The following is a 22,595-nucleotide window of genomic DNA, read 5'->3' as shown; positions in this document are numbered from 1 at the left end:
CGCTCAACTTAGTGGTTCTGCCGTGAGGTTACAGGGGCAAAGTGACGGTGGGGCAACAAATCCTGCTTGCAATGCGGCGCGCGATGCGCAGTTTTATCTGCGGAGGAGCTTCACCCGGATGACGTGATCGATTCATCCGTTTACCCCTTGCTCGGAAATGGGGGTGGTGACACATTGGCCAAAAATCCGACCGATTGGTCGTTTTTTGGCAGGATCAGGAGACTCAGACATGATCGAAAACCGCAACTTTTACATCAACGGCGCGTGGGTCGTTCCCGCAGCCGCAAACGACTTTGAAGTGATCAACCCATCGACGGAAGAGCCTTGCGCGGTGATCTCATTGGGCGATCAGGCCGACACCGACGCCGCCGTCGCCGCAGCCAAGGCAGCCCTGCCCGGGTGGATGGCGACACCGGTCGAGGAACGCATTGCCCTGGTCGAGAAACTGGCAGAGGTTTACCAATCCCGGACCGAAGATCTGGCGCAAGCGATGTCCGCGGAAATGGGTGCCCCCATCGACATGGCTCGCACGCAGCAAGTGGGCGCAGGTGCGTGGCATTTGATGAATTTTGTCAAAGCCGCCAAGAAGTTCCAGTTCGAAAAACCGCTTGGTGATCACGCCCCGAACGACCGAATCATTCACGAAGCGATTGGCGTTGCTGCTCTGATCACGCCGTGGAACTGGCCAATGAACCAGATCACGCTCAAGGTCGGTGCAGCCGCTGTTGCGGGGTGTACCATGGTTCTGAAGCCATCCGAGCAAAGCCCATTGAATGCGATGATATTCGCCGAAATGATGGATGAAGCTGGTTTCCCTGCCGGTGTCTTTAACCTCGTGAATGGCGACGGCGTTGGCGTCGGCTCGCAACTGTCGAGCCATCCTGATGTCGATATGGTCAGCTTCACCGGCTCGACCCGTGCGGGCACGGCGATTTCCAAAAACGCTGCCGATACGCTCAAGAAAGTCCACTTGGAACTGGGCGGCAAAGGCGCCAATGTGGTCTTTGATGACGCCGACGAAAAGGCGATCAAGCGCGGCGTGTTGCACATGATGAACAACACCGGCCAAAGCTGTAACGCCCCCAGCCGGATGCTGGTTCAGCGCGGAGTGTACGATCAGGCGGTCGAGACCGCAGGTCAGGTCGCGCAGATGGTTTCCGTCGGCAATGCACAAGACGAAGGTCGCCACATCGGCCCCGTAGTCAACGAATTGCAGTGGAACAAGATCCAGGACCTGATCCAGAAAGGCATCGACGAAGGTGCCAAGCTGGTCGCAGGTGGTACCGGTCGCCCGGATGGTCTGAACAAAGGCTACTATGTCAAACCCACGGTCTTTGCCGACGCCAACAACCAGATGACCGTCGCGCGCGAGGAAATCTTTGGCCCGGTCCTGACTATGATCCCCTTCGACACCGAAGAGGAAGCGGTCGAGATCGCCAATGACACGCCTTATGGCCTGACCAACTATGTCCAGACCCAGGACCCGCAGCGCCTGAATCGAATGGCACGCACCCTGCGTTCCGGCATGGTGGAAATGAACGGCACCAGCCGTGGTGCGGGCTCGCCCTTTGGCGGCATGAAGCAGTCGGGCAACGGCCGCGAAGGCGGTGTTTATGGCCTTGAAGATTTCCTGGAAGTCAAAGCCGTCAGCGGTTGGGCAGCTGAGTAAGCCCCCGTTGGCATAAAACAATTCGGGCCGGGCAGTTCCAATCTGCCCGGCCCGTTTTCTTTGTCATTCCGGCATCACAACCAGCTGCGGCTGCCCGTCCGATGTCTTGCGCGTCGAACGCCCATCCCAACCGATCTCGCCACTCACCCGCTGGCGAAAGGCCGAAAAGCTGTCGAATGTCACCACATCCACCGGCTGATCGAAATGAAGGGTGACACGACGATGCGCCCCGTCCCCGATCGTGGTCAAAGCTCGGACCTGACCTCGGAACGGTTGTCCCAGATAGGTGCCGCGCACACGGTCGCCGACCCGCAACAGCATCCGATTCCCCGCCATCGCATGCAGAGTGTTCCAGTCGCGCACACCATGTTGGGTGGCCACCAGCTCCAGCGATTCACTGTGGCTGAGCTGCACACCGGTGCCGCGCAGTTTCTCTCTCAGGCGTTTGGCCTGAGCTTTCAGCTCCGATACCGGAGCAATGTTTTGAACAATTGTCATCGTTTGCCTCGTTTCTTTCAAACGGACACGCAAGAACTTGGACGGGGCTCGCATTGCCATCCGGGCGCGCCATGAAAGGGGCGTCAGATGTATCAAATCGGGTTTCACCATAGCCAAATGGCCGCGAGCGGCAGGGGACCCGAACCTGAGCCCATCAGTTAAGAAGCCTGATCTGCGATGTCAACGGCACGGCTGGCGTTGCCCGGCGGGAGCGCCTAAACAGTCACATAGGATTTCACCAGGAACTGCCCGCGATGATCATCACCCGCCTGCACGGCCGCCTCGGCAATCAGATGTTCCAATATGCCGCCGCCGCTGGATTGGCAGCGCGTGTCGGAACGCAGGTTGCATTGGACGCACGCGGCGCCATTGCACGCGGAGAAGGGGTTCTGACGCGGGTGTTTGATTTGCCTCTGGTCGAGCCGAAACCGCAACCGCCGCTGAAATCCGACTCTCTGCTGCGCTATGGGCTGTGGCGTGCCTTTGGCAACAGCCCCAAGTTCCGACGCGAACAGGGATTGGGATACAATCCACAATTCGAAGACTGGGCAGACAGCACCTATCTGCACGGCTATTGGCAAAGCGAAAGGTATTTTTCCCTTATCGCGGATCACATCCGCCGTGCCTTTACCTTTCCCGCGTTCTCAAACACGCAGAATGCTGAAATGGCCGCGCGCATAGGCGAGACGCAAGCCATCTCGCTCCACGTCCGGCGTGGTGATTATGTCAGCCTGAATGCGCATGTGCTTTGCGATCAGAGTTATTACGAGGCCGCATTGGCGCGTGTGCTGGAAAGTGTTGAGGGCACTCCGACGGTCTTTGTCTTCTCGGACGATCCGCAATGGGCCAAAGACAACCTGCCTCTGCCTGTTGAAAAGGTGGTGGTGGATTTCAATGGTCCCGATACCGATTTCGAAGACATGCGCCTGATGAGCCTGTCTCAGCACAACATCATCGGGAATTCGTCGTTCAGCTGGTGGGGGGCTTGGCTGAACCAGACGCCCGGCAAACAGGTCGCGGGGCCCTCCAAGTGGTTCGGTGACCCCAACCTGTCGAACCCGGACATTCTGCCCTCAGGTTGGCACCGGATCGACACGTAGGTCCTTGTCTTGTTACCAAAATTGACGCTGTCGGCATGCGCCCTTAGCTTATTTTCAAACAACGGGGGCTCTCCCGCCCGTCGTCGATGCCCCTTTCGGGACACCTCCTCCCGTTGGGCCGGGCCTCGCTACGCTCGGCGGTTGGTGCTTGATCACCCTTCCCGCTAGCGCCGCCACTGTCGACGCGTCGCCCAGTAGATCACGACACCTGCAACAGGCGAGACCGCGCCGGGCACCGCCCGGCGCTCGGCCCGGTCCGCTAGCGGTGCTGACGCAGTCAGGATCGCTCGGACGCGGGAGCCCCCGGAACGGCCTAGAAAGGCACCTTGGCGCGAAACTTCATCGAGACGCCACCCTCTGGGTGCTTTATCCGCAACTCTTCCGAATGCAGCATCAGGCGCGGGAAATCGCGCGCTGGACCTTCGGCATAGAAGGGATCGCCGAGGATCGGATGACCCAATGCCAGCATATGTACGCGCAACTGATGCGAACGACCGGTCTTGGGGCTCAGCTTTACCCGCGTCGTCTCGCCTTCATACTTGCTGACTCGCCAATCCGTCACCGCCGCCTTGCCGGTCTCGTGGCACACCATCTGACGCGGTCGATTTGGCCAATCGACGATCAGTGGTAGATCGACAGTCCCGGTCTTGGGCTCTAGCCGCCCCCAAACCCGTGCGACGTAGGTCTTGCGCGTTTGGCGTTTTTCGAACTGTAGCCCCAGATGCCGCTGCGCGTGCGGCGTTTGCGCAAAGACCATTACCCCCGATGTATCCCGGTCCAATCGGTGCACCAGCAAAGCCTGCGGGAACGCCGCTTGCACACGGGCCAGCAGGCAGTCCGCCAAATGCTCCCCCCGTCCTGGCACGGACAACAGGCCCGCGGGCTTGTTTACCAGGATCAGCTGCGCGTCCTCGTGCAGAACATCCAACGGTTCGGTAGGTGGGTTATAGTCAACACTCATGCCCGCGTCCCTACCCCAGTGTGCAGGCTCCCGCAACGTCGCCCTTGCGGCCACACTGGCGATGCCAGACGTTTGAGAAAAAGGAGAGGAGACACTATGCACCCGACAATCACAAAGATGCAGGAAGTCGTGGCTAAGAGCGACGAAAGCCTGATCCGCGAGTTATTGGCCGAAGACGTCAGCTTTATGCCGCCCACCTATTACAAAACCTGGACCGGACGCGAACCTGTTGCCGCCGTATTGGGGCATGTGGGACAGGTGTTTTCTGATTTCCGCTATCGCCGGGTGATGGGCGATGGCAAGGACTGGGCACTGGAGTTTCAGTGCAAGGTCGGTGATTTGGACGCCGTCGGCGTCGACCTGATCACGCTGAACGATGACGGATTGATCCAGACCTTTGAGGTGGTCATGCGCCCTTACAAGACCATCGGCGCGCTACGTGATGCGATGAATGCCCGCGTGATGACCGATGCCCGCTTCCTCAAGTTCCGCGAGGCGCTGTCCTGATCGCAATTGATCAAATCCTGCGTGTGCCGCTGGTCCCAGTGTTGGCGGCGCAGGCGATTTCTGTTCGGCGCAAGGCGCAACTGTTGGATGAACCAGCAGGCCCTCGCGCAGGGCGCGCCGGAACCGGCCCCACCTTGCGTCTATTGATCACGGGCGATAGCTCGGCCGCTGGGGTTGGCGTGGACCACCAAAGCCAAGCGCTGAGCGGTCAAGTGGTGGGACTTTTGAGTCACGCTTTCACCGTCGAATGGCGACTAGAGGCCACGACAGGTCACACAACACGCGATGCAATCGAAAGGCTCTCAGATATTGAAGGGCCGTTCGACGTGGTGATCACCGCACTTGGCGTCAACGATGTCACTCGGTGCGTGACCCGTAAGCAATTCGTCAAGAGACAGTCGATGCTTATGGAAATGCTTATCGAACAGTTCGGCGCCTCAATGGTTTTGGTCACCGGCGTCCCTCAGATGGAGCAATTCCCTGCCCTACCCAAGCCATTGTCGTGGGTGCTGGGCGCCCAAGCCCGGCGCCTAGACACAGGTTTGGCCCACGTCACCCACCAATTCCCGCAGGTGCATCATTTCAAACTGACAATCCCGTCCGAGCCCGCCTATGCTGCAATGGATGGGTATCATCCCAGTGCGTCGGCCTATCGGATTTGGGCGCAGATGCTGGCGGATGAGGTTTTTGCAAAATTCAGCTAGGCCGCACGTCGCATACTCCGGATCATCGACAGCGAATAGATCACCAACCCGGCCCAGATCAACGGAAAGGCAATCATCCGACCGCGGTCGACTTCTTCACCGAAGACAAACACCGCATTGATGAAAATCATCGACGGCGCGATGTATTGCAAAATGCCGACGGTGGACAGGCGCAACAGCTTTGCCCCGTTGGCATACAAGATCAACGGCACCGCCGTCACCACACCGCAACCCATCAACAGCGCCGTATCGGAAACGCTTCCGCCAAAGTTGGAAACGCCTTGCGAGCCCAAGAAAGCAAGGTACCCAAGCGCAGGAATGGTCAGGATCAACACTTCGAGCAAGAACCCCTGGTTCGGTCCGATAGGCAGCGATTTCTTGAGGAAAGCATAAAAGCCCCAGCTCAGTGTCAGGCTGATGGCAACCCAGGGCAGTTTACCGGATTCAAAGATCAGCACCAAAACGCCCACGCCCGCAAAGGCGATCGCCACAAGTTGGGCGCGTGTCAGCCCCTCGCGCAGCAGCAATGCGCCCAGGGCAATGCTGAAAAGCGGGTTGATATAATAACCAAGCGCCGCGTCCAGCGCGTTATCATTGGCGATTGCCCAGACATAGATCCCCCAGTTGATCGAAATCAGCGCCGCAGTCACACAGCCCATCACCAACATGCGCGGCGACCGTAAGGCAACCTTCAAATCATTGGTGCGCCCCAAAAGGATCAACAGCGCGCCAGCCAGTGGCACCGACCAGATGACCCGATGGGCCACAACCTCGGCTGCGGGTATGTGCGACACGGCCTTCAGGTAAAGCGGCAGAAACCCCCACAGCACATAAGCCGAAATCGCAAAGGCCAGGCCCTGCGGCGTGTCAACGTTCTGTGTGGATTCAGCGGGGGTGGGCATGGGAGGGTCTCCGAATGATACCCAATCCCTTAGGTCACCCGATCAGGGTTTGGGAACGAAATTCATCGCACTGACCCATCAAGATTTGTGAGATGCCCACCTCAAAAATCGATGGCAAGGCCCTTTTTCTCCCAATCGCCATAGCGTACAGGTTCCGGCCCGTCGCGACCGCCCAGCTCCGTTGGCATGGTCTTGATCTTCTCGTCTGCGGCCTTGCGGCGCTCTTCGGCTTCGGCCAGTGCGCGTTGCGCGGCAGCAGGCAGGTCGTTCTTTTGTTCGGCAAGCGTCGAGGTCATGAGCGGGTTCCTTTATCGTACATCCGTGATATACGCGCCCGTCGACCCAAGGCAAGGTGGCCAAAGGTCTCATAACCAGGAGCCAATCCATGTCAGACCCCGCAACCAGCGCCCGCCGCAGCGCCATCTACCTGCTGGATCAGGTTCTGGGTGAACAGCGCTTGCTGGCCGAATGCCTGTCTGCCGGGGCACTGGACAAGCTGGCGCCCGAAGATCGCGCAAGGGCGCAGCGTTTGGCGATAGAGACGTTGCGCGGGTTGGAACGCGCCGACCGGTTGTTGCAGAAGCATCTGCAAAAGAAACCGCCGCTTTCGGTACACAACGCACTTCGCGTCGGCACGGTCGAACTGTGTCAGGGCGAGGCAGCGCATGGGGTCGTCAATTCGATGGTCGACATCGTGTCCCGCAACCGCCGCTATGGGCGACTCAAGGGGCTGGTGAACGCCGTCCTGCGCAAGATCGCCGCAGAAGGGCCCGAAGCATGGCCCGCATTGCGCGCGCCACGCTTGCCGAAATGGTTGCGCAGCCCTCTGGCACAGGCTTGGGGCAACGAGGCGATGTTGCAGATTGAACTGGCGCATCTGGCAGGTGCACCCCTTGATCTGACGTTGAAACCGGGTGTGGACCCGACCCCATTAGGCGGAGAGGTTCTGCCCACGGGATCGGTGCGCCTGCGCGATGCGAAACAGGTCTCGACCCTGCCCGGTTTTGACGCTGGCGATTGGTGGGTGCAGGACGCCGCCGCTGCCCTGCCTGTCAAGATTCTGAATCCGCAGGCCGGGGAAAGCATCCTCGATCTCTGCGCTGCGCCGGGCGGCAAGACCATGCAGATGGCGGCAGCCGGGGCAAAGGTCACTGCTCTGGACATCAGCGCAAACCGGATGGAGCGGGTGCAGGAAAACCTGACCCGAACTGGTCTGCAAGCTGAGTTGATCACTGAAAACGCGTTGGACCATCAAGGCAGCTATGACGCGATCCTGCTGGATGCGCCGTGCTCGGCTACCGGTACAATTCGCCGCCACCCTGACCTGCCCCACGCCAAGGACGGATCGCAATTTGGCGAATTGATCGAGCTGCAGACGCAAATATTGGCCCATGCCTGGAGCCTTCTGAAACCCGGTGGCCGAATGGTGTTCTGCACCTGCTCATTGCTCCCGGACGAGGGCGAAGTACAGGTGGAAGAGGCGCTAGACATGTTCCCGGACATGACTGTCGACCGCGATGCGCTGGACCGTCCCGGCATCGAAACCGATTGGCACACCGACGAAGGCGGCTTGCGCCTGCGCCCCGACTATTGGGCTGACCGCGGTGGTATGGACGGCTTCTATGTGGCCTGTTTGCGCAAGTCTGCTTAAGCTCGGTTATTCATCGGTGACTTGAGCGGATTGTGCCGTTATCCTCTGCCCCAAACGCCAAAGAGCGTGAGAGGCAGCATCGATGTTCAGTCCAGATTCCATGGCCAGTCGACGCACGCGGTTCCTGAACCGTCTGTACGCACGTCTGAGCCAACGGCGCAAATCACTTACCGGTTTTGTCTCACAGCCCGAGCCGCGCACCATCGGCTCGTTTGCGCGCGGGCGACAGCTGGTGGCGGGCAATCTGCTCTTTGCTGGGTATCTGGTAGAATCCAAGGAAAGCGGTTTGTGGGAGGTCAAAGCCCCAAACGCCGCCTTTGACGCTGAACGTCACGGGTTTGCCTGGCTGGATGACCTCGCCGCTGTTGGCGATTTCGCAGCGCGAGAAAAAGCGCAGAAATGGCTGTGGGGTTGGATCGAGGCGCATGGCGACGGGCGTGGTCCGGGTTGGACACCGGAATTGGCCGGGCGACGTCTGATCCGCTGGATCAACCACGCGCTGTTCTTGCTGCGGGGGACGGAGCCGGCACAAAGCGACGCTTTCTTCCTATCACTCGCACAACAGACTTGGTTTCTGTCAAAACGCTGGCCTGCCGCGACACCCGGCCTGCCACGGTTCGAGGCATTGACCGGTTTGATTTACGCTGGCCTTGCTCTGGAAGGCAGCGAAGAGCTGGCCGACCCGGCAGTTCGGGCCCTGTCGCAAGATTGCCAATCACAAATCGACGATCAGGGAGGTCTGCCAACCCGGAACGCCGAAGAATTACTTGAAGTGTTCACGCTGCTCACATGGGCTGCCGCAGCCTTACACGAAGCCGGCCGAGGAACGCCACCCGAACATTCAGCAGCGATCGCACGCATTACGCCAACTTTGCGGACTTTGCGCCACGCGGATGGCGGCTTGGCCCGGTTTCACGGCGGCGGTCGTGGGCTGGAAGGGCGTTTGGATCACGCTTTAGCCGCTAGCCCGGTAAAACCGCTGCATTCCGATGGGCTTGCCATGGGCTACGCCCGATTGTCAGCGCATCGCACAAGTGTCATCATCGACGCCAGCCCGCCACCATCTGGCGCCGCTTCATTCAATGCTCATGCGTCTACCCTTGCATTCGAGCTTACTTCTGGACGCAGGCCATTGATCGTCAACTGTGGCTCGGGCGAAACTTTCGGTGTTGATTGGCGCCGCGCGGGCCGGGCGACACCCTCGCATTCAACTCTCTGTCTTGATGGATATTCCAGCGCCCGCCTGGCCGACGCGATCAAAGGCACGGCATACGAGGCGTTGGTAGAAGCACCCAAGCATGTGCCAATAGAAATGTCCGAAGCCCCCGATGGCATCCGGTTCCAGGGCGGTCACGATGGCTATGCCGCTGTCTTTGGCCTGACCCATGCCCGCACGCTGGAACTGACGTTGGACGGGCGCGGGATGGCCGGCGAGGACATGTTGCTTGCCATGCAGGACGACGCCAAACGCAAATTCGACAAGGCGATGGACGCCACGGTTTTGGCCGGCGTGGGATTCGACATCCGCTTGCACCTGCACCCCGAGGTCGATGCAGCAGTGGACTTGGGCGGCGCGGCTGTATCCATGGCCCTCAAGAGCGGAGAGATTTGGGTTTTCCGACATGACGGCCAATTTAAATTGTCATTGGAACCAAGCGTTTACTTGGAAAAAAATCGCCTGAAGCCACGCGCGACAAAACAGATCGTTCTATCCGGGCGCGCAATGGAGTATGCGACGCGCATCCGGTGGTCGCTGAGCAAAGCGCAGGACACTGCGGTTGCAATACGCGATCTGAACCGGGACGAACCCGAATTCGACTGATCACGACAAGGATCCAGACACATGACCGACCTTCATCCCGTGCGCCGCGCGCTGCTTTCCGTTTCCGACAAGACCGGATTGATCGAGCTGGGTAAGTCACTGGCCACGCGTGGGGTCGAGCTGTTATCGACCGGCGGCACTGCAAAGGCGCTGCGCGAGGCGGGCCTGGACGTCAAGGATGTGAGCGACATCACCGGTTTCCCCGAGATGATGGATGGCCGCGTCAAGACTCTGCACCCGATGGTGCATGGCGGGCTGCTGGCCCTGCGCGACAACGACGCACACGTCGCCGCCATGAACGACCACGGCATCGGCGCCATCGACCTGCTTGTGGTGAACCTCTACCCGTTCGAGGCCGCTCTGGCGCGTGGTGCCGACTATGACGAGATGATCGAGAACATCGACATCGGTGGCCCGGCGATGATCCGTGCGGCCTCCAAGAACCACCTGTTTGTCAACGTTGTGACCGATGTCGAAGACTACGACGCGCTTCTGGCCGAGTTGGACGCAAACGACGGTCAGACTTCTTACACCTTCCGCCAACGCCTGTCACAGATCGCCTATGCCCGCACCGCCGCTTATGACGCGGCTGTGTCGACCTGGATGGCTGGTGCAATTGGCGAGCAGACCCCTCGCCGCCGTGCCTTTGCGGGCGAGGTCAAGCAAACCCTGCGTTATGGCGAAAACAGCCATCAGAAGGCGGCGTTCTACACCGATGGTTCGAACCGCCCCGGTGTGGCAACAGCCGTACAGCTGCAGGGCAAAGAGCTGAGCTACAACAACATTAATGACACTGACGCAGCTTATGAACTGGTGACCGAGTTCGACCCCGCCGACAGCGCCGCCGTTGCCATCATCAAACACGCCAACCCCTGCGGTGTGGCCAAAGGCGCGACCCTGGTCGAGGCGTATCAGAAAGCCTTCGACTGCGACCGCACCTCGGCCTTTGGTGGCATTGTCGCGCTGAACCAGCCGCTGGACGCAGCCACGGCTGCCAAGATCGTCGAAATCTTCACCGAGGTTGTGATCGCACCCGGTGCATCAGATGAGGCGAAAGAGATCTTTGCCGCCAAAAAGAACCTGCGCCTGCTGCTGACGGACGCGTTGCCCGATCCACGCGCGCCCATCACGACCTACAAACAGGTCGCGGGCGGTGTTTTGGTTCAGGACAAGGACGTGGGCTATGTTGGATTGGACGACCTAAAGGTTGTGACCAAGAAGGCGCCGACTGATGAGCAGTTGCAAGACCTGCTGTTTGCTTGGAAAGTCGCTAAGCACGTCAAATCCAACGCCATTGTCTACGTCAAAGAGAACGCTACCGTAGGCGTGGGCGCAGGTCAGATGAGCCGTGTGGACAGCGCCAACGTGGCCGCATCCAAGGCCGGTCGCATGGCCGCAGACCTGGGCCTGGGCGAGAGTTTGGCTAAGGGCTCTGCCGTGGCCTCGGACGCGTTCTTTCCCTTTGCTGACGGCCTGCTCGAAGCTGCCGCTGCTGGTGGGACCTGCGTGATCCAGCCAGGTGGCTCGATGCGCGATGACGAAGTGATCGCCGCCGCGGATGAGGCCGGGCTTGCCATGGTCTTTACCGGCATGCGCCACTTCCGCCACTGATGCGATACGGGCCACTCATATGGGCCGCCTTCTGGGCCTTTCTGCTCGACCAGATCAGCAAGTATCTGGTCGTGCATGTCATGCGGGTGGCCGATCAGCCCGGTGGCATTGACGTGTTATCGCCCCTTTTGACATTCAAGTACGGCGAAAACCGCGGCATCAACTTTGGCCTGTTTCAGGGCGACAGTTCGGCCTCGGTCTGGATCTTGATCGGCTTGTCGATCGCTATCTGCCTAGGCGTATTCCTATGGTTGGCGAGATCGCAACCGAGTCGCTGGATGTTGATCAGCGGCGGTCTGCTGATTGGGGGGGCCTTGGGTAATGTGGTGGACCGGCTGCTTTATGGCTATGTCCTGGATTTCCTGAACATGTCTTGCTGCGGCATCAACAATCCCTTTGTCTTCAACGTGGCAGACGTGTTTATCTTTGCAGGCGCAGCTGGCCTGATCCTGCTGGATGGCAATGGCACATCACAAAAACGTCCCGGTGAAAACGCCCCGTGACGGCGGGCACGAAATGGGATAAAAGCCCCTGAAACAGGCAGGAGACGACCATGCGGACGCCGCTTGGAATGATTGCATTGATAGCCGCTGTTGCGGTCGCAGGCTGTAGCGACAAGGGCCTGAAGGATATTCGTTCGACTGGCGATGGCCCGGATGAATTTGCAGTTATGCCGGTCAAACCGCTGACCGCCCCCAAAGATTATGCCGTACTGCCTGCGCCTACGCCTGGCGGCGCCAATCTAACAGACCCCAATCCTACGGCTGATGCTGTTGTTGCCCTTGGAGGCCGTGCTTCGGCCCTTGAGGATACCGGCGTTCCGTCATCCGACAGCGCCTTGGTTGCCGCAACCAGCCGTTATGGCGTTCCAGCCAACACACGAACCGCGCTTGCCCAGGAAGACGCCGAATTCCGTAAAAAACAGGGGCGTTGGACACGCATCAAGCTGTTCCCCGTGGATCGTTACGAGCAGGTCTATCGCAAGGAATCGCTGGACCCCTATCAACAGACAGATCAATTCCGCAATTCGGGATTTGGCACGTCTTCGTCCCCACCTGCAGGCGAATGATCACATGGTCTTGGCCTGACGGGCGGATGAAGTTTTCTTAATTTTGCGTCAGCCCTCCTTGAACACCGAGAGTCCTGTCGTAGGTTGACACACAACCGTCACGGAGGACGTTTGATGATCCGAGCATTTGCCTTGGCCGTCGCAGTCTGTTCCGCTACGCCCCTTTGGGCCGAGCAAGAGCAGCGCGAAGAGGTAACAACATTCACTCTGGACAACGGCATGGATGTCGTTGTGATCGAAGATCACCGCGCGCCGGTTGTCCAGCACATGGTCTGGTATCGGGCCGGTTCGGCAGATGAACCCATTGGATCGTCTGGCGTTGCCCATTTCCTGGAACATCTGCTGTTCAAGGCCACGGACAAGCTGGAATCAGGCGAATTTTCCGCCACCGTTGCGGCCAATGGCGGGCGTGACAATGCGTTTACGTCATACGATTACACCGCGTATTTTCAACGCGTTGCGACCGACCGGCTTGAACTGATGATGCAGATGGAAAGCAATCGGATGCGAAACATCCGCCTGACTGAACGCGACATCACGACCGAGCGCGACGTGATCCTGGAAGAGCGCAACCAGCGCACCGACAACAACCCGCGGGCGCTGTTTGGGGAACAACTGAACGCCTCGCAGTACCTGAACCATAGATATGGCGCGCCGATCATCGGATGGCGCCACGAAATGGAAGAATTGGACATGGAGGACGCGCTGTCGTTCTATCAGACCTATTATTCGCCCAACAATGCCATCCTGATCGTATCAGGCGACGTGGAACCGAACGAGGTGAAACGCCTGGCGGACGAATACTATGGTGTCATCCCCGCAAATCCGGATTTGCCGGAGCGCGTCCGCAGTCAGGAACCCCCACAGACCGCCGCGCGGCGCATCGTCTATGAGGACGCCCGCGTCGCGCAGCCCTACGTCCATCGCTCCTATCTTGCTCCAGAGCGGGACCAGGGCGAGCAGAAAGAGGCTGCCGCGCTGTTCATGCTCGCGCAGCTTCTGGGTGGCGGGACCACGTCTTATCTGACCGAAAAACTGCAATTCGATACGCAGACAGCAGTCTACGTTGGCGCGTTCTACAATGGCACCTCGCTGGACGAAACGACCTTTGATCTGATCATCGTACCCAGCGAAGGCGTTTCACTGCGCGAGGCAGAGGACGCCATGGACGCAGCCGTCGCCGAGTTCATCGCCGAAGACGTCGATGCGAACGACCTGGACCGGATCAAGATGCAACTGCGCGCCTCGCAGATCTATGCCCGCGACAATGTGGACGGGATCGCCAACCGCTATGGTCAGGCGCTGACCTCGGGCCTGACAGTCGAGGATGTTCAGGCTTGGCCCGACATACTGCAAGCCGTCACTGGCGAAGAGATCATCGCCGCGGCAAAATCAGTGATCCACCCTGAAACATCCGTAACCGGCTGGCTGATGCGCGAGCAGGAGGTGACCCAATGAAGATTTTCCTGAGCACAGTCACAGCCGTGTTCCTGGCCTTTCCCGTCTGGGCCGAGGTCAAAATTCAAGAAGTAACATCACCGGGCGGTATCAATGCCTGGCTGGTCGAAGAGCACTCGATCCCCTTCACCGCGCTGGAAATCCGCTTTCGCGGCGGCACGTCGTTGGACGCCCCGGGCAAGCGCGGTGCCGCCAACCTAATGATGGGCCTCATTGAGGAGGGCGCTGGCGATCTGGACGCACGGGCCTACGCTCGAGCGTTGGAATCGCTGGCTGCGTCGTTCTCGTATGATGCTGATGATGATACTTTATCAATCTCGGCACGTTTCCTGACCGAGAACCGGGACGAAGTAATCGACCTGCTGCGCACGACAATTCACAAACCACGCTTTGATCAGGACGCCATCGACCGCGTTAGGGCGCAAGTGGTTTCAGGGCTCAAATCCGATGCCAAGGATCCGAACTCGATCGCTGGCCAAGCTTTTTCTGCCATGGCCTTTGGCGATCACCCTTACGCAACGGACGGTAAAGGCACGATTGAAAGCGTGTCCGCCTTGACCCGCGACGATATTGTCGAATCCCACAAAGGCGCTTTTGCCTTGGACCGCATTTATGTGGGTGCCGTCGGTGATATAACCGCCGATGAGCTGGGTGTGCTGTTGGATGAGCTGCTGACCGACCTGCCTGCCACCGGCGCGCCAATCCCCGGCAAGGCCGATGTGACGATTGACGGCGGCGTGACCGTGGTCGACTTCAACACCCCGCAATCGGTGGCGCTGTTCGGCCATTCCGGCATCGATCGCGATGACGAGGATTTCTTTGCCGCCTACATCCTGAACCACATCCTGGGGGCCGGGTCGTTCGAAAGCCGTCTAATGGCCGAAGTCCGTGAAAAGCGCGGGCTGACCTATGGCGTCTATTCTTATCTTGTGCCCAAGGACTTGGCCTCAATCTATCTGGGCAGCGTTGCGTCAGGCAATGCGCGCGTCGCCGAAGCCATCGACGTGATCCGCGCCGAATGGACCCGCATGGCCGAGGAGGGCGTGACCGAGAAAGAGCTTGAGGATGCCAAGACCTATCTGACGGGGGCTTATCCTCTGCGGTTCGACGGCAATGGTCGCATTGCGGGAATCATGGTCGGCATGCAAATGCAGGACTTACCCATCGACTACATTGCCACCCGCAACGACAAGGTGAATGCGGTCACGCTTGAAGACATCAAACGGGTCGCGGGCGAGCTGCTGAAGCCTGATGAACTGCATTTCGTGGTGGTGGGCAAGCCCGAAGGGTTGGAGACGACCAATTGAGTTCCTGAACACTCGATCTCGGAGAACTCCCGCGTCCGAACGACCCCGACTTTGTCGGCACCGCTAGCGGACTTGGGCCGGGCACTGCGCAAAGCGCAGTGCCCGGCCCAACGGGAGGAGATGTTTCGTCAGAAACATTGACGACGGGCGGGAGCACCCCGCTTTAGGCGTTTATGTCAGCCTTTGCTTGCGGACATCGATCGCAACATTTGACCTATCATCTGCCCCGGTCGACCCGAGCCACGTTGATAAAGAGCACCATCCACAGCTAGAACCGTGCCGCTGATGTAGCTTGCCAGCCCTGACCCAAGGAACAAGCATGCATTGGCGACATCCTTTGTCTGCCCCCAGCGCCCCAAAGGCACGTCGCGCTTAAATTTCTCTTCGGCATCTGGTGTGGGCGCCAGACGCTTGGCGCCTTCTGTTCCTTCAATGAATCCAGGCACGACCGAGTTCACCCGGATGCCTTCAAGCCCCCATTCCATCGACAGCGTGCGGGTGATCTGATCCACGCCTGCCTTGGCCGCACAGACATGGCTTTGCCCCTCGTATGGCAGGTATGATTGCGGCGCAGAAATATTGATGATGCTGGCACCGGGACGTCGCAGGTACTCATAGGCCCCTTTCATCACGTGGATAGTGCCCATCAAGTCGATATCAATCACCGTCTTGAACGCGTTGATCGACATGTCTGCCGCCAGAGCCGGGAAATTGCCTGCCGCCCCGGACACCAACACGTCGAACTCACCAAGCGCGTCGTGAAAACCCTTGAGGCCCGCCGCGACCGCTTCGGCATCACGCACGTCAAACGCGGCCCCGATTGCCTCTTGCGCGCCAGCAGCTTTCAACGCTGTAACCGTATCATCGACCTTCTCTTGCGATCGGCTGGCGACGGCCAGTTTAGCGCCCGAGGCCGCAAAGGCTTCGGCTATGCCACGATTGATCCCGCTGGTTCCGCCGATCACGATGACAGTATTGCCTGCAAAATTCATGTAGAGTCTCCCCAATATACAGGGAGCCCTACTCTCCGTAAGGCACCCAGATGTTCTTGATTTCGGTCGCAGCCTGAAGGAACTTACGGCTGTGGTCCACGCTCCAGTCGGTTGCCGTGGCGTTATTCACCCAGGTTCGCTTCAAATTGCCCGCCGCCGCTTTTTCGATCTCGGCCGAGACATCTCTGGACGAGAACGACCAGACCGCATCGACATTCAGATGCGACGCCAGCGGTCCCGCCAATTCAGCATGGCTGCCGGTCAAGATGTTGACCACCCCCGCAGGCACGTCCGAAGTTTCCAGGATCTGATAGAAATCAGTCGCCGCAAGCGGGTACGGCTCGCTTGCCGCCAGAACCACCCGGTTGGCCATGGCAATCGCGGGTGCCATGACCGAGACGAGACCCAGCAAAGGCGCCTCATCCGCGCACAGAGCACCAATCACACCCGTGGGTTCCTTCATCGCCAACGCCACGCCCCGGATCGGGACACCATGCACCTGACCGTCGTATTTGTCGGCCCAGGCTGCCGCGGTGAACAGTCGTTGGATCGAGGTCTCGACCTCTTTGGCACCGGTCTTCTTCCCGGTCATTGCGTCAATTCGATGGGCAAACTCAGCAGCGCGAGCCGATAGGTTTTCACCGATGTAATACAAAATCTGCGCCCGCAGATGCCCGGTGGTCCTGGCCCAACCTTTGGCCCCCACCGCAGCCTCGACCGCGTTGCGCACGTCCTTGCGGTTGGCCAGACCCACGTGACCCAACAAGCCCGACTTGCCATAGATCGGCTTGGAATAGCCGCTGTCCGGGCGCGCTTGCTTGCCGCCGACGTACATTTTGGCGGTGCGATCTACGGGGTCGACCGGTGCGCCTTCGCCAGAAACCGCTTCAACCTTGGCCAGTGCCTTGGTCTTACCCTTGGATTTGGTATAGGCGTTCAGGCCTTCCCAACCGCCTTCACGACCAAAACCGCTCTCGCGTACGCCGCCAAAGCCAGCCGCCGCGTCAAAGAGGTTGGTGGCATTGACCCAAACCACACCCGCAACCAACTTGGGCGCAATGTCCAAGGCAAGGTTCACGTTCTCGGTCCAAACAGTTGCTGCTAAGCCGTAGCGCGTGTTGTTGGCCAGCTCGACCGCTTCGACCGGCGTGCGGAACGTCGAAGACACCAGAACCGGGCCAAAGATTTCTTCCTGCATTAGCGGATCGCTGGTCTCCAGACCGGTGATCAGAGTCGGCGGAAAGTAGCAGCCGTTTTTGGGCAAATCACAGACCGCTTGATACGTTTCACCAGCGGTGTTGCCCTCGACCATCCCCTTGATGGTTTGCAGCTGAACCGGGTCGACCACGGCACCGACGTCGATGCATTTGTCCAGCGGGTTGCCGATGCGCAGCCCGTCCATGCGCGCGCGCAGTTTGGTGTAAAAGCGATCCGCGATCCCTTCTTGCACCAATAGACGCGATCCGGCACAGCAGACTTGGCCCTGGTTGAACCAGATGGCATCGACCAGCCCCTCGATCGCTGAGTCAATATCGGCGTCGTCAAAGACGATATAGGCGGACTTGCCCCCCAGTTCGAGCGTCAGCTCTTTGCCCGATCCCGCCGTCGCCTCGCGGATGCGACGACCCACCGAAGTCGAGCCGGTAAAGGCGATCTTATCCACGTCAGAGGCGACGATCATCTCGCCCACGACACCATCACCGGTGACGATGTTCACTACGCCCTTAGGCAGACCAGCTTGGGTGCAGATATCAGCGAACAGCAGCGCCGTCAGCGAGGTATATTCGGCAGGCTTCAGAACCACAGTGTTGCCCATCGCCAGCGCAGGCGCGATCTTCCATGCCAGCATCAGCAGGGGGAAGTTCCACGGGATGATCTGACCGCAGACACCCAAGGCTTCCGCATCCGGTAGCTCGTTCTCCATCAACTGCGCCATGCCCGCGTGATAGTAGAAATGCCGCTGCGCCAGCGGGATGTCGATGTCGCGGCTTTCCCGGATTGGTTTGCCGTTGTCCATCGACTCCAGCACCGCAAACAAACGCGAATGTTTCTGCAGCAAGCGGGCAATCGCATAGAGGTAGCGCGCACGACCCCCACCGCCCAGACCTTCCCATTTCGGTTGTGCCTTACGGGCAGCGTCGACGGCGGCTTCTACATCAGCCTGGGATGCCTGGCTCAGCGTCGCCAGAACCTCTCCCGTAGCTGGGTTGCGACTTTCAAAGCCGTCGCCGGGCTTGGTGAAGGCACCGTTGATGAAATGACCGAACCGGTCGCCTTGATCCACCAGCCAGGCCAATGCCTCGGCGGCGCTTTCGGGGGCAGGGCCATAATCCATGGTTTCGAAGATCTCTTTGACTATCATCATGCTGTCCTCTCGATCAGCCACAGCGCAGCTGGGCTGAGAATGAGAAATGCGACCCAAACGAAGCGTAAGAGCCATTTGCTGTTTCGTTGAGCCTTACGATAGGCATGGTCTTGCGGTGTGTCGAATTCCGGCAACGGCGGCTCTCTCAGCCATGGTTCATTGTGCATGAGAGCCCTGGAACGCTCTGGCAGGTCTTGAAGCACAATGGCCAATCGCCGCTTGCGCCAGCCTCGCACTTGACCTTCGAGCACCCAAAAGAACGCCACATATCCCAGCCCTAACCAGACTGTTACGTTTTCATTTTCCCAGAACCCGCTGCCCAAACTCATCATCCCATGGAGTGACGGTAGCCTGCAGAATAGGCACCGGTGACATGATGTTCCAACTGGCGTTCGATGTCGCCCAAAAGGGACGACGCCCCAAAGCGGAACAGGTCGGGTTGCAGCCAGCGATCGCCCAACTCGTCCTTGATCAGCGACAGGTACACCAGCGCGTCCTTCGCCTTGGAAATCCCGCCTGCGGGTTTATAGCCGACGCGGTATCCGGTGCGGTCATAAAAATCTCGGATGGCACGGATCATCACCAGCGTGACGGGCAGCGTGGCGTTGACGCTTTCCTTACCCGTCGAGGTTTTGATGAAATCTGCCCCCGCCATCATGCACACCAACGAGGCGCGCGCGACGTTGCGCAGGCTGCCCAGCTCTCCGGTCGCCAGGATGGCTTTGACATGAGCATCGCCGCAGGCAACGCGGAACGCCTTCATCTCGTCATAGAGCGCCTGCCAGTTACCCGACAGTACGTGGCGGCGCGAGATCACGATGTCGATCTCTTCGGCACCTGCTTTCACGCTTTCCTCAATCTCGGCCACGCGCAGGTGAAAGGGCGAGAGGCCCGCCGGGAAACCGGTCGACACTGCGGCCACCGGAATGCCGGTGCCTTTCAGCGCTGTAACAGCGGTTTCGATCATGTCGTGATAGACGCAAACCGCGCCGGTTGTGATCGCGGGCATGTCCATCGCGTCCAGCAAAGCATCCGACACCGGTTGGCGCGCCTTTGCGCACAGGCGGCGCACGCGACCAACGGTGTCATCACCCGATAGCGTTGTCAGGTCGATCAAAGTGACCGCTTTGAGCAGCCAAGCCGCCTGATAGTCCTTTTTGACCGACCGGCGCCCCGGAAGCGTCGCGGCGCGACGTTCGATGGCCGAGGTATTGGCCTGCACGGCCCGTACCCAATCCAGATCCAACTCGGTGCCTGGGTTTCGGGGTTCCGTGACTAGGGGCAGATGCGCGGTGCGCACAGGTGTCTCAGTGCTTTGGGTGCTCTGCGATTCCATCTGATGCATCCTCTGAGGAGTTAGAGGCGCAAAATCGCATGGGTGCGGCATATTGGCAAGCGATGCGCCGGGTTTGACGGCATGTTTTTTGACCAATTGGCAAAATTTTTGGAACAGGGCGAGTGTTCGCCCTGTCCATTGACAGTTAGATCAGACTTTGACCCGCTCGGACTTGGGATCGTACATCGGCTTGAGCGAGGCTTCGGCCCTGACCCGTATACCCATGACGTCGATCTCATATGTCGATGCCAGAACTTCGGCGGCGGTTTCGCCTTCGCACGGTACGTACCCCAGACCGATGGCGGCACCCAGATGGTGACCGTAAGAGCCGGAGCAGAGGTAGCCCACAATCTCACCATCCCGGATCACCGGCTCGTTGTGATAGAGCAGTGGTTCGGCATCGGTCAGCTTGAACTGCAGCAGGCGGTTCTTGAGACCTTCCTCTTTCTTGCGCAGCACTGCATCGCGGCCGATGAAGTCCGGTTTGTCGGTCTTGACCGCAAAGCCCAGACCCGCCTCGAGCACGTGATCCTCGGCGGTGATGTCATGGCCGAAGTGGCGGAAACCCTTTTCGATCCGGCAGGTATCCATCATGTGCATACCGCAAAGCTTGAGCCCCAATTCCTGACCGGCCTCATGCAGCACCTCAAACGCGTGGCCCGCCATGTCCGAGGACACATAGATCTCCCACCCCAGTTCGCCCACGTAAGTTACGCGGTGCACACGCGCCAGGCCCATGCCCAGTTCGATGTCCTGCGCAGTGCCAAAAGGGTTCACCTCGTTCGAGAAGTCGTTGGGCGATACCATCTGCAACAGCTTGCGCGCGTTGGGGCCCATGACGGCCAGAACGCCCTCACCCGCAGTCACGTCAGTGATCACCACGTTGAAGTTGCCTTGGTTGCGGCGCATCCATGTTTCGTCTGCCAGACGGGTCGCGGCCGGGGTGACCACAAGATATGCGGTTTCCGACAGGCGGGTGACGGTCACATCCGCCTCGATCCCGGCGCGGCTGTTCAGGAACTGGGTGTAGACGATCTTGCCCACGGGCACATCGTACTGGCCACCGCCGATGTAGTTCATGAACGCGCACGCGTCAGGTCCTTCGACGCGGATTTTGCCGAAAGACGACATGTCGTACATGCCGACGTTGGTGCGGATTGCGTTGTGCTCTTGGGCGACGTTGTCAAAGAAGTTCTGGCGCTTCCAGCTGTATTCATACACGGGCGTCTGACCCTCACGCGCGAACCAGTTGGCCCGTTCCCAACCTGCCAGCTCGCCCATCACCGCGCCGTTTTCCAGCAGATGGTGATGGAACGGGGTGCGGCGCACGCCACGCGCGGTCGCCTTTTGACGGAACGGGAAGTGATCGGCGTAGAGCAAACCCAGGGTCTCTTTCGAACGCTCGAACAGATACTGCTTGTTGCCCTGAAACGGCTGCATCCGGCTGATGTCCACATCGCCCAGGTCGAACGGTTTCTCGCCGCTGTCCATCCATTCGGCCAGCGCATGACCTGCACCACCGGCAGACTGGATGCCGATGGAATTAAAGCCCGCCGCGACCCAGACGTTGTCCATTTCCGGAGCAAGACCCAAGTGATAGGCGTCGTCTGGCGTAAAGCTTTCCGGCCCATTGAAGAAGGTGTGAATACCGGCCTCGGCCAACATAGGCATCCGCTCGCAAGCGGCTTCCAGGATTGGCTCGAAGTGATCGAAATCTTCGGGCAGCTGATCGAATTCAAAGGTATCGGGGATACCGTTCATCGCCCATGGCTTGGCATTGGGTTCAAATGCCCCGAGCAGCATCTTGCCTGCGTCTTCTTTGTAGTAAGCGCATTCATCCGGTACCCGTAGAACTGGCAACTGGCTCAGGTTTTCGATGGCTTCGGTCACGATGTAGAAGTGCTCACAGGCGTGCAACGGCACGTTGGTGCCCGCCATCCGGCCAACCTCGTGGCCCCACATGCCTGCGCAGTTCACGATCATGTCGCATTCTACGTGACCGCTTTCCAATCCATTGTCCGACACCCAATCCACACCGGTAACCTTGCGGCCATCACGGACAATGTCGGTGACTTTGGTTCGCTCTTTGACGATACCACCGCGCTGACGCGCGCCCTTGGCTAGCGCCAACGCGATGTTGGCCGGGTCGCCCTGACCGTCAAGCGGCAAGTGTACGGCGCCTTTGACATCTTCGACATTCAGATGCGGGTACAGTTCGGCCACACGCTCGTTGGAAATCTCGTAAACTTCGACGCCAAAGGCACGCGCCATGGCTGCCTGACGGTAAATCTCTTCCTTGCGTTCTTCGGTCAGGGCTACGGTGATCGAACCGTTGCGTTTGAAACCGGTGGCAACGCCAGTTTCAGCCTCAAGATCTCCGTAAAGCTCCTGGCTGTATTTCGCCAATTTGGTCATGTTTGCCGTCGCGCGCAGCTGCGCGATCAGGCCAGCCGCGTGCCATGTGGTGCCGCTGGTCAGTTGCTTACGTTCCAAAAGCACAACGTCGTTCCAGCCCTTTTTGGTCAGGTGATAGGCCACCGAGCAGCCAATGACGCCGCCGCCGATGATGACCACGCGGGCCTTGTTGGGAAGATCGGCCATGTTTTACTCCGCCTCAGAATTCGATACGCAAGATTGGCACAT

At 59.4% G+C, this 22,595-nt stretch carries 19 protein-coding genes; 11 read left to right on the top strand and 8 right to left on the bottom strand.

Annotation, left to right across the window (positions count from 1 at the left end; all coding sequences use genetic code 11):
- Positions 1-229 precede the first annotated feature (229 nt).
- Positions 230-1,669, top strand: a complete 1,440-nt coding sequence (locus tag G6R15_RS15330) for an aldehyde dehydrogenase family protein (RefSeq protein ID WP_164660831.1) — start codon at positions 230-232, stop codon at positions 1,667-1,669.
- A 63-nt stretch (positions 1,670-1,732) separates the two neighbouring features.
- Here G6R15_RS15330 and G6R15_RS15325 read toward each other — a convergent pair whose 3' ends face one another.
- Positions 1,733-2,167, bottom strand: a complete 435-nt coding sequence (locus G6R15_RS15325) for a glyoxalase superfamily protein (RefSeq protein WP_164660830.1) — start codon at positions 2,165-2,167, stop codon at positions 1,733-1,735.
- Positions 2,168-2,421: 254 nt separating this feature from the next.
- Between G6R15_RS15325 and G6R15_RS15320 the strand changes: the two genes are divergently transcribed.
- The gene (locus G6R15_RS15320; RefSeq protein WP_164660829.1) at positions 2,422-3,267 is read left to right on the top strand and encodes an alpha-1,2-fucosyltransferase; all 846 of its coding nucleotides are present in this window, start codon (positions 2,422-2,424) and stop codon (positions 3,265-3,267) included.
- Positions 3,268-3,580: 313 nt separating this feature from the next.
- On the opposite strand, the gene G6R15_RS15315 is transcribed toward G6R15_RS15320, so the two are convergent.
- Positions 3,581-4,228 carry an RluA family pseudouridine synthase gene (locus G6R15_RS15315; protein ID WP_164660828.1) on the bottom strand — a complete coding sequence of 216 codons (648 nt, stop codon included), beginning with the start codon at positions 4,226-4,228 and terminating at the stop codon, positions 3,581-3,583.
- A 96-nt stretch (positions 4,229-4,324) separates the two neighbouring features.
- Here G6R15_RS15315 and G6R15_RS15310 point away from each other — a divergent pair, with 96 nt between their 5' ends.
- Complete coding sequence (locus tag G6R15_RS15310; RefSeq protein WP_164660827.1) at positions 4,325-4,735, top strand: nuclear transport factor 2 family protein; 411 nt, start codon at positions 4,325-4,327, stop codon at positions 4,733-4,735.
- 23 nt (positions 4,736-4,758) lie between these two features.
- Positions 4,759-5,439 carry an SGNH/GDSL hydrolase family protein gene (locus G6R15_RS15305; protein WP_240336778.1) on the top strand — a complete coding sequence of 227 codons (681 nt, stop codon included), beginning with the start codon at positions 4,759-4,761 and terminating at the stop codon, positions 5,437-5,439.
- Here G6R15_RS15305 and rarD read toward each other — a convergent pair.
- Both rarD and G6R15_RS15295 read right to left on the bottom strand, forming a co-directional pair.
- Entirely contained in the window at positions 5,436-6,341 is a 906-nt protein-coding gene (gene rarD, locus G6R15_RS15300; protein WP_164660826.1) for an EamA family transporter RarD, read from the bottom strand. The two genes, G6R15_RS15305 and rarD, sit on opposite strands and share 4 nt — an antisense overlap.
- Positions 6,342-6,442: 101 nt before the next feature.
- A complete protein-coding gene (locus G6R15_RS15295) occupies positions 6,443-6,637 on the bottom strand; it encodes a DUF1674 domain-containing protein (RefSeq protein ID WP_164660825.1) in 195 nt (64 codons plus the stop codon).
- Positions 6,638-6,726: 89 nt separating this feature from the next.
- Between G6R15_RS15295 and G6R15_RS15290 the strand changes: the two genes are divergently transcribed.
- From G6R15_RS15290 to G6R15_RS15260, 7 genes are all read left to right on the top strand, one after another.
- On the top strand, positions 6,727-7,992 hold the full coding sequence (locus tag G6R15_RS15290; protein ID WP_164660824.1) for an RsmB/NOP family class I SAM-dependent RNA methyltransferase: 1,266 nt from the start codon (positions 6,727-6,729) through the stop codon (positions 7,990-7,992).
- Positions 7,993-8,074: 82 nt separating this feature from the next.
- Complete coding sequence (locus G6R15_RS15285) at positions 8,075-9,814, top strand: heparinase II/III family protein (protein ID WP_164660823.1); 1,740 nt, start codon at positions 8,075-8,077, stop codon at positions 9,812-9,814.
- A gap of 21 nt (positions 9,815-9,835) precedes the next feature.
- Positions 9,836-11,425 (top strand): bifunctional phosphoribosylaminoimidazolecarboxamide formyltransferase/IMP cyclohydrolase, encoded by a 1,590-nt coding sequence (purH, locus tag G6R15_RS15280; protein WP_164660822.1) that lies wholly within the window; start codon positions 9,836-9,838, stop codon positions 11,423-11,425.
- The gene (gene lspA, locus G6R15_RS15275) at positions 11,425-11,928 is read left to right on the top strand and encodes a signal peptidase II (protein WP_164660821.1); all 504 of its coding nucleotides are present in this window, start codon (positions 11,425-11,427) and stop codon (positions 11,926-11,928) included. Before purH ends, lspA begins: the two co-directional genes overlap by 1 nt.
- Positions 11,929-11,978: 50 nt before the next feature.
- On the top strand, positions 11,979-12,494 hold the full coding sequence (locus G6R15_RS15270) for a DUF3035 domain-containing protein (RefSeq protein WP_164660820.1): 516 nt from the start codon (positions 11,979-11,981) through the stop codon (positions 12,492-12,494).
- 114 nt (positions 12,495-12,608) lie between these two features.
- On the top strand, positions 12,609-13,952 hold the full coding sequence (locus G6R15_RS15265; RefSeq protein ID WP_164660819.1) for a pitrilysin family protein: 1,344 nt from the start codon (positions 12,609-12,611) through the stop codon (positions 13,950-13,952).
- On the top strand, positions 13,949-15,259 hold the full coding sequence (locus G6R15_RS15260) for a pitrilysin family protein (RefSeq protein WP_164660818.1): 1,311 nt from the start codon (positions 13,949-13,951) through the stop codon (positions 15,257-15,259). The genes G6R15_RS15265 and G6R15_RS15260 overlap by 4 nt, the downstream gene beginning before the upstream one ends.
- A gap of 176 nt (positions 15,260-15,435) precedes the next feature.
- On the opposite strand, the gene G6R15_RS15255 is transcribed toward G6R15_RS15260, so the two are convergent.
- The 4 genes from G6R15_RS15255 to G6R15_RS15240 form a co-directional block, all read right to left on the bottom strand.
- The gene (locus G6R15_RS15255) at positions 15,436-16,251 is read right to left on the bottom strand and encodes an SDR family oxidoreductase (protein WP_164660817.1); all 816 of its coding nucleotides are present in this window, start codon (positions 16,249-16,251) and stop codon (positions 15,436-15,438) included.
- A gap of 28 nt (positions 16,252-16,279) precedes the next feature.
- Positions 16,280-18,613: an aldehyde dehydrogenase family protein gene (locus G6R15_RS15250; protein WP_164660922.1), complete on the bottom strand. Its 2,334-nt coding sequence runs from the start codon at positions 18,611-18,613 to the stop codon at positions 16,280-16,282.
- 331 nt (positions 18,614-18,944) lie between these two features.
- On the bottom strand, positions 18,945-19,952 hold the full coding sequence (gene deoC / locus G6R15_RS15245) for a deoxyribose-phosphate aldolase (protein ID WP_164660816.1): 1,008 nt from the start codon (positions 19,950-19,952) through the stop codon (positions 18,945-18,947).
- Positions 19,953-20,102: 150 nt separating this feature from the next.
- Positions 20,103-22,553: an FAD-dependent oxidoreductase gene (locus tag G6R15_RS15240; protein ID WP_164660815.1), complete on the bottom strand. Its 2,451-nt coding sequence runs from the start codon at positions 22,551-22,553 to the stop codon at positions 20,103-20,105.
- Positions 22,554-22,595: the final 42 nt, after the last annotated feature.

Source organism: Tropicibacter sp. Alg240-R139 (assembly GCF_900537075.1).
In the GTDB taxonomy this organism is placed as follows: domain Bacteria; phylum Pseudomonadota; class Alphaproteobacteria; order Rhodobacterales; family Rhodobacteraceae; genus Falsiruegeria.
Note: the sequence above shows the minus strand (reverse complement) of the source record. Positions and strands in the feature narration are given on the sequence as shown.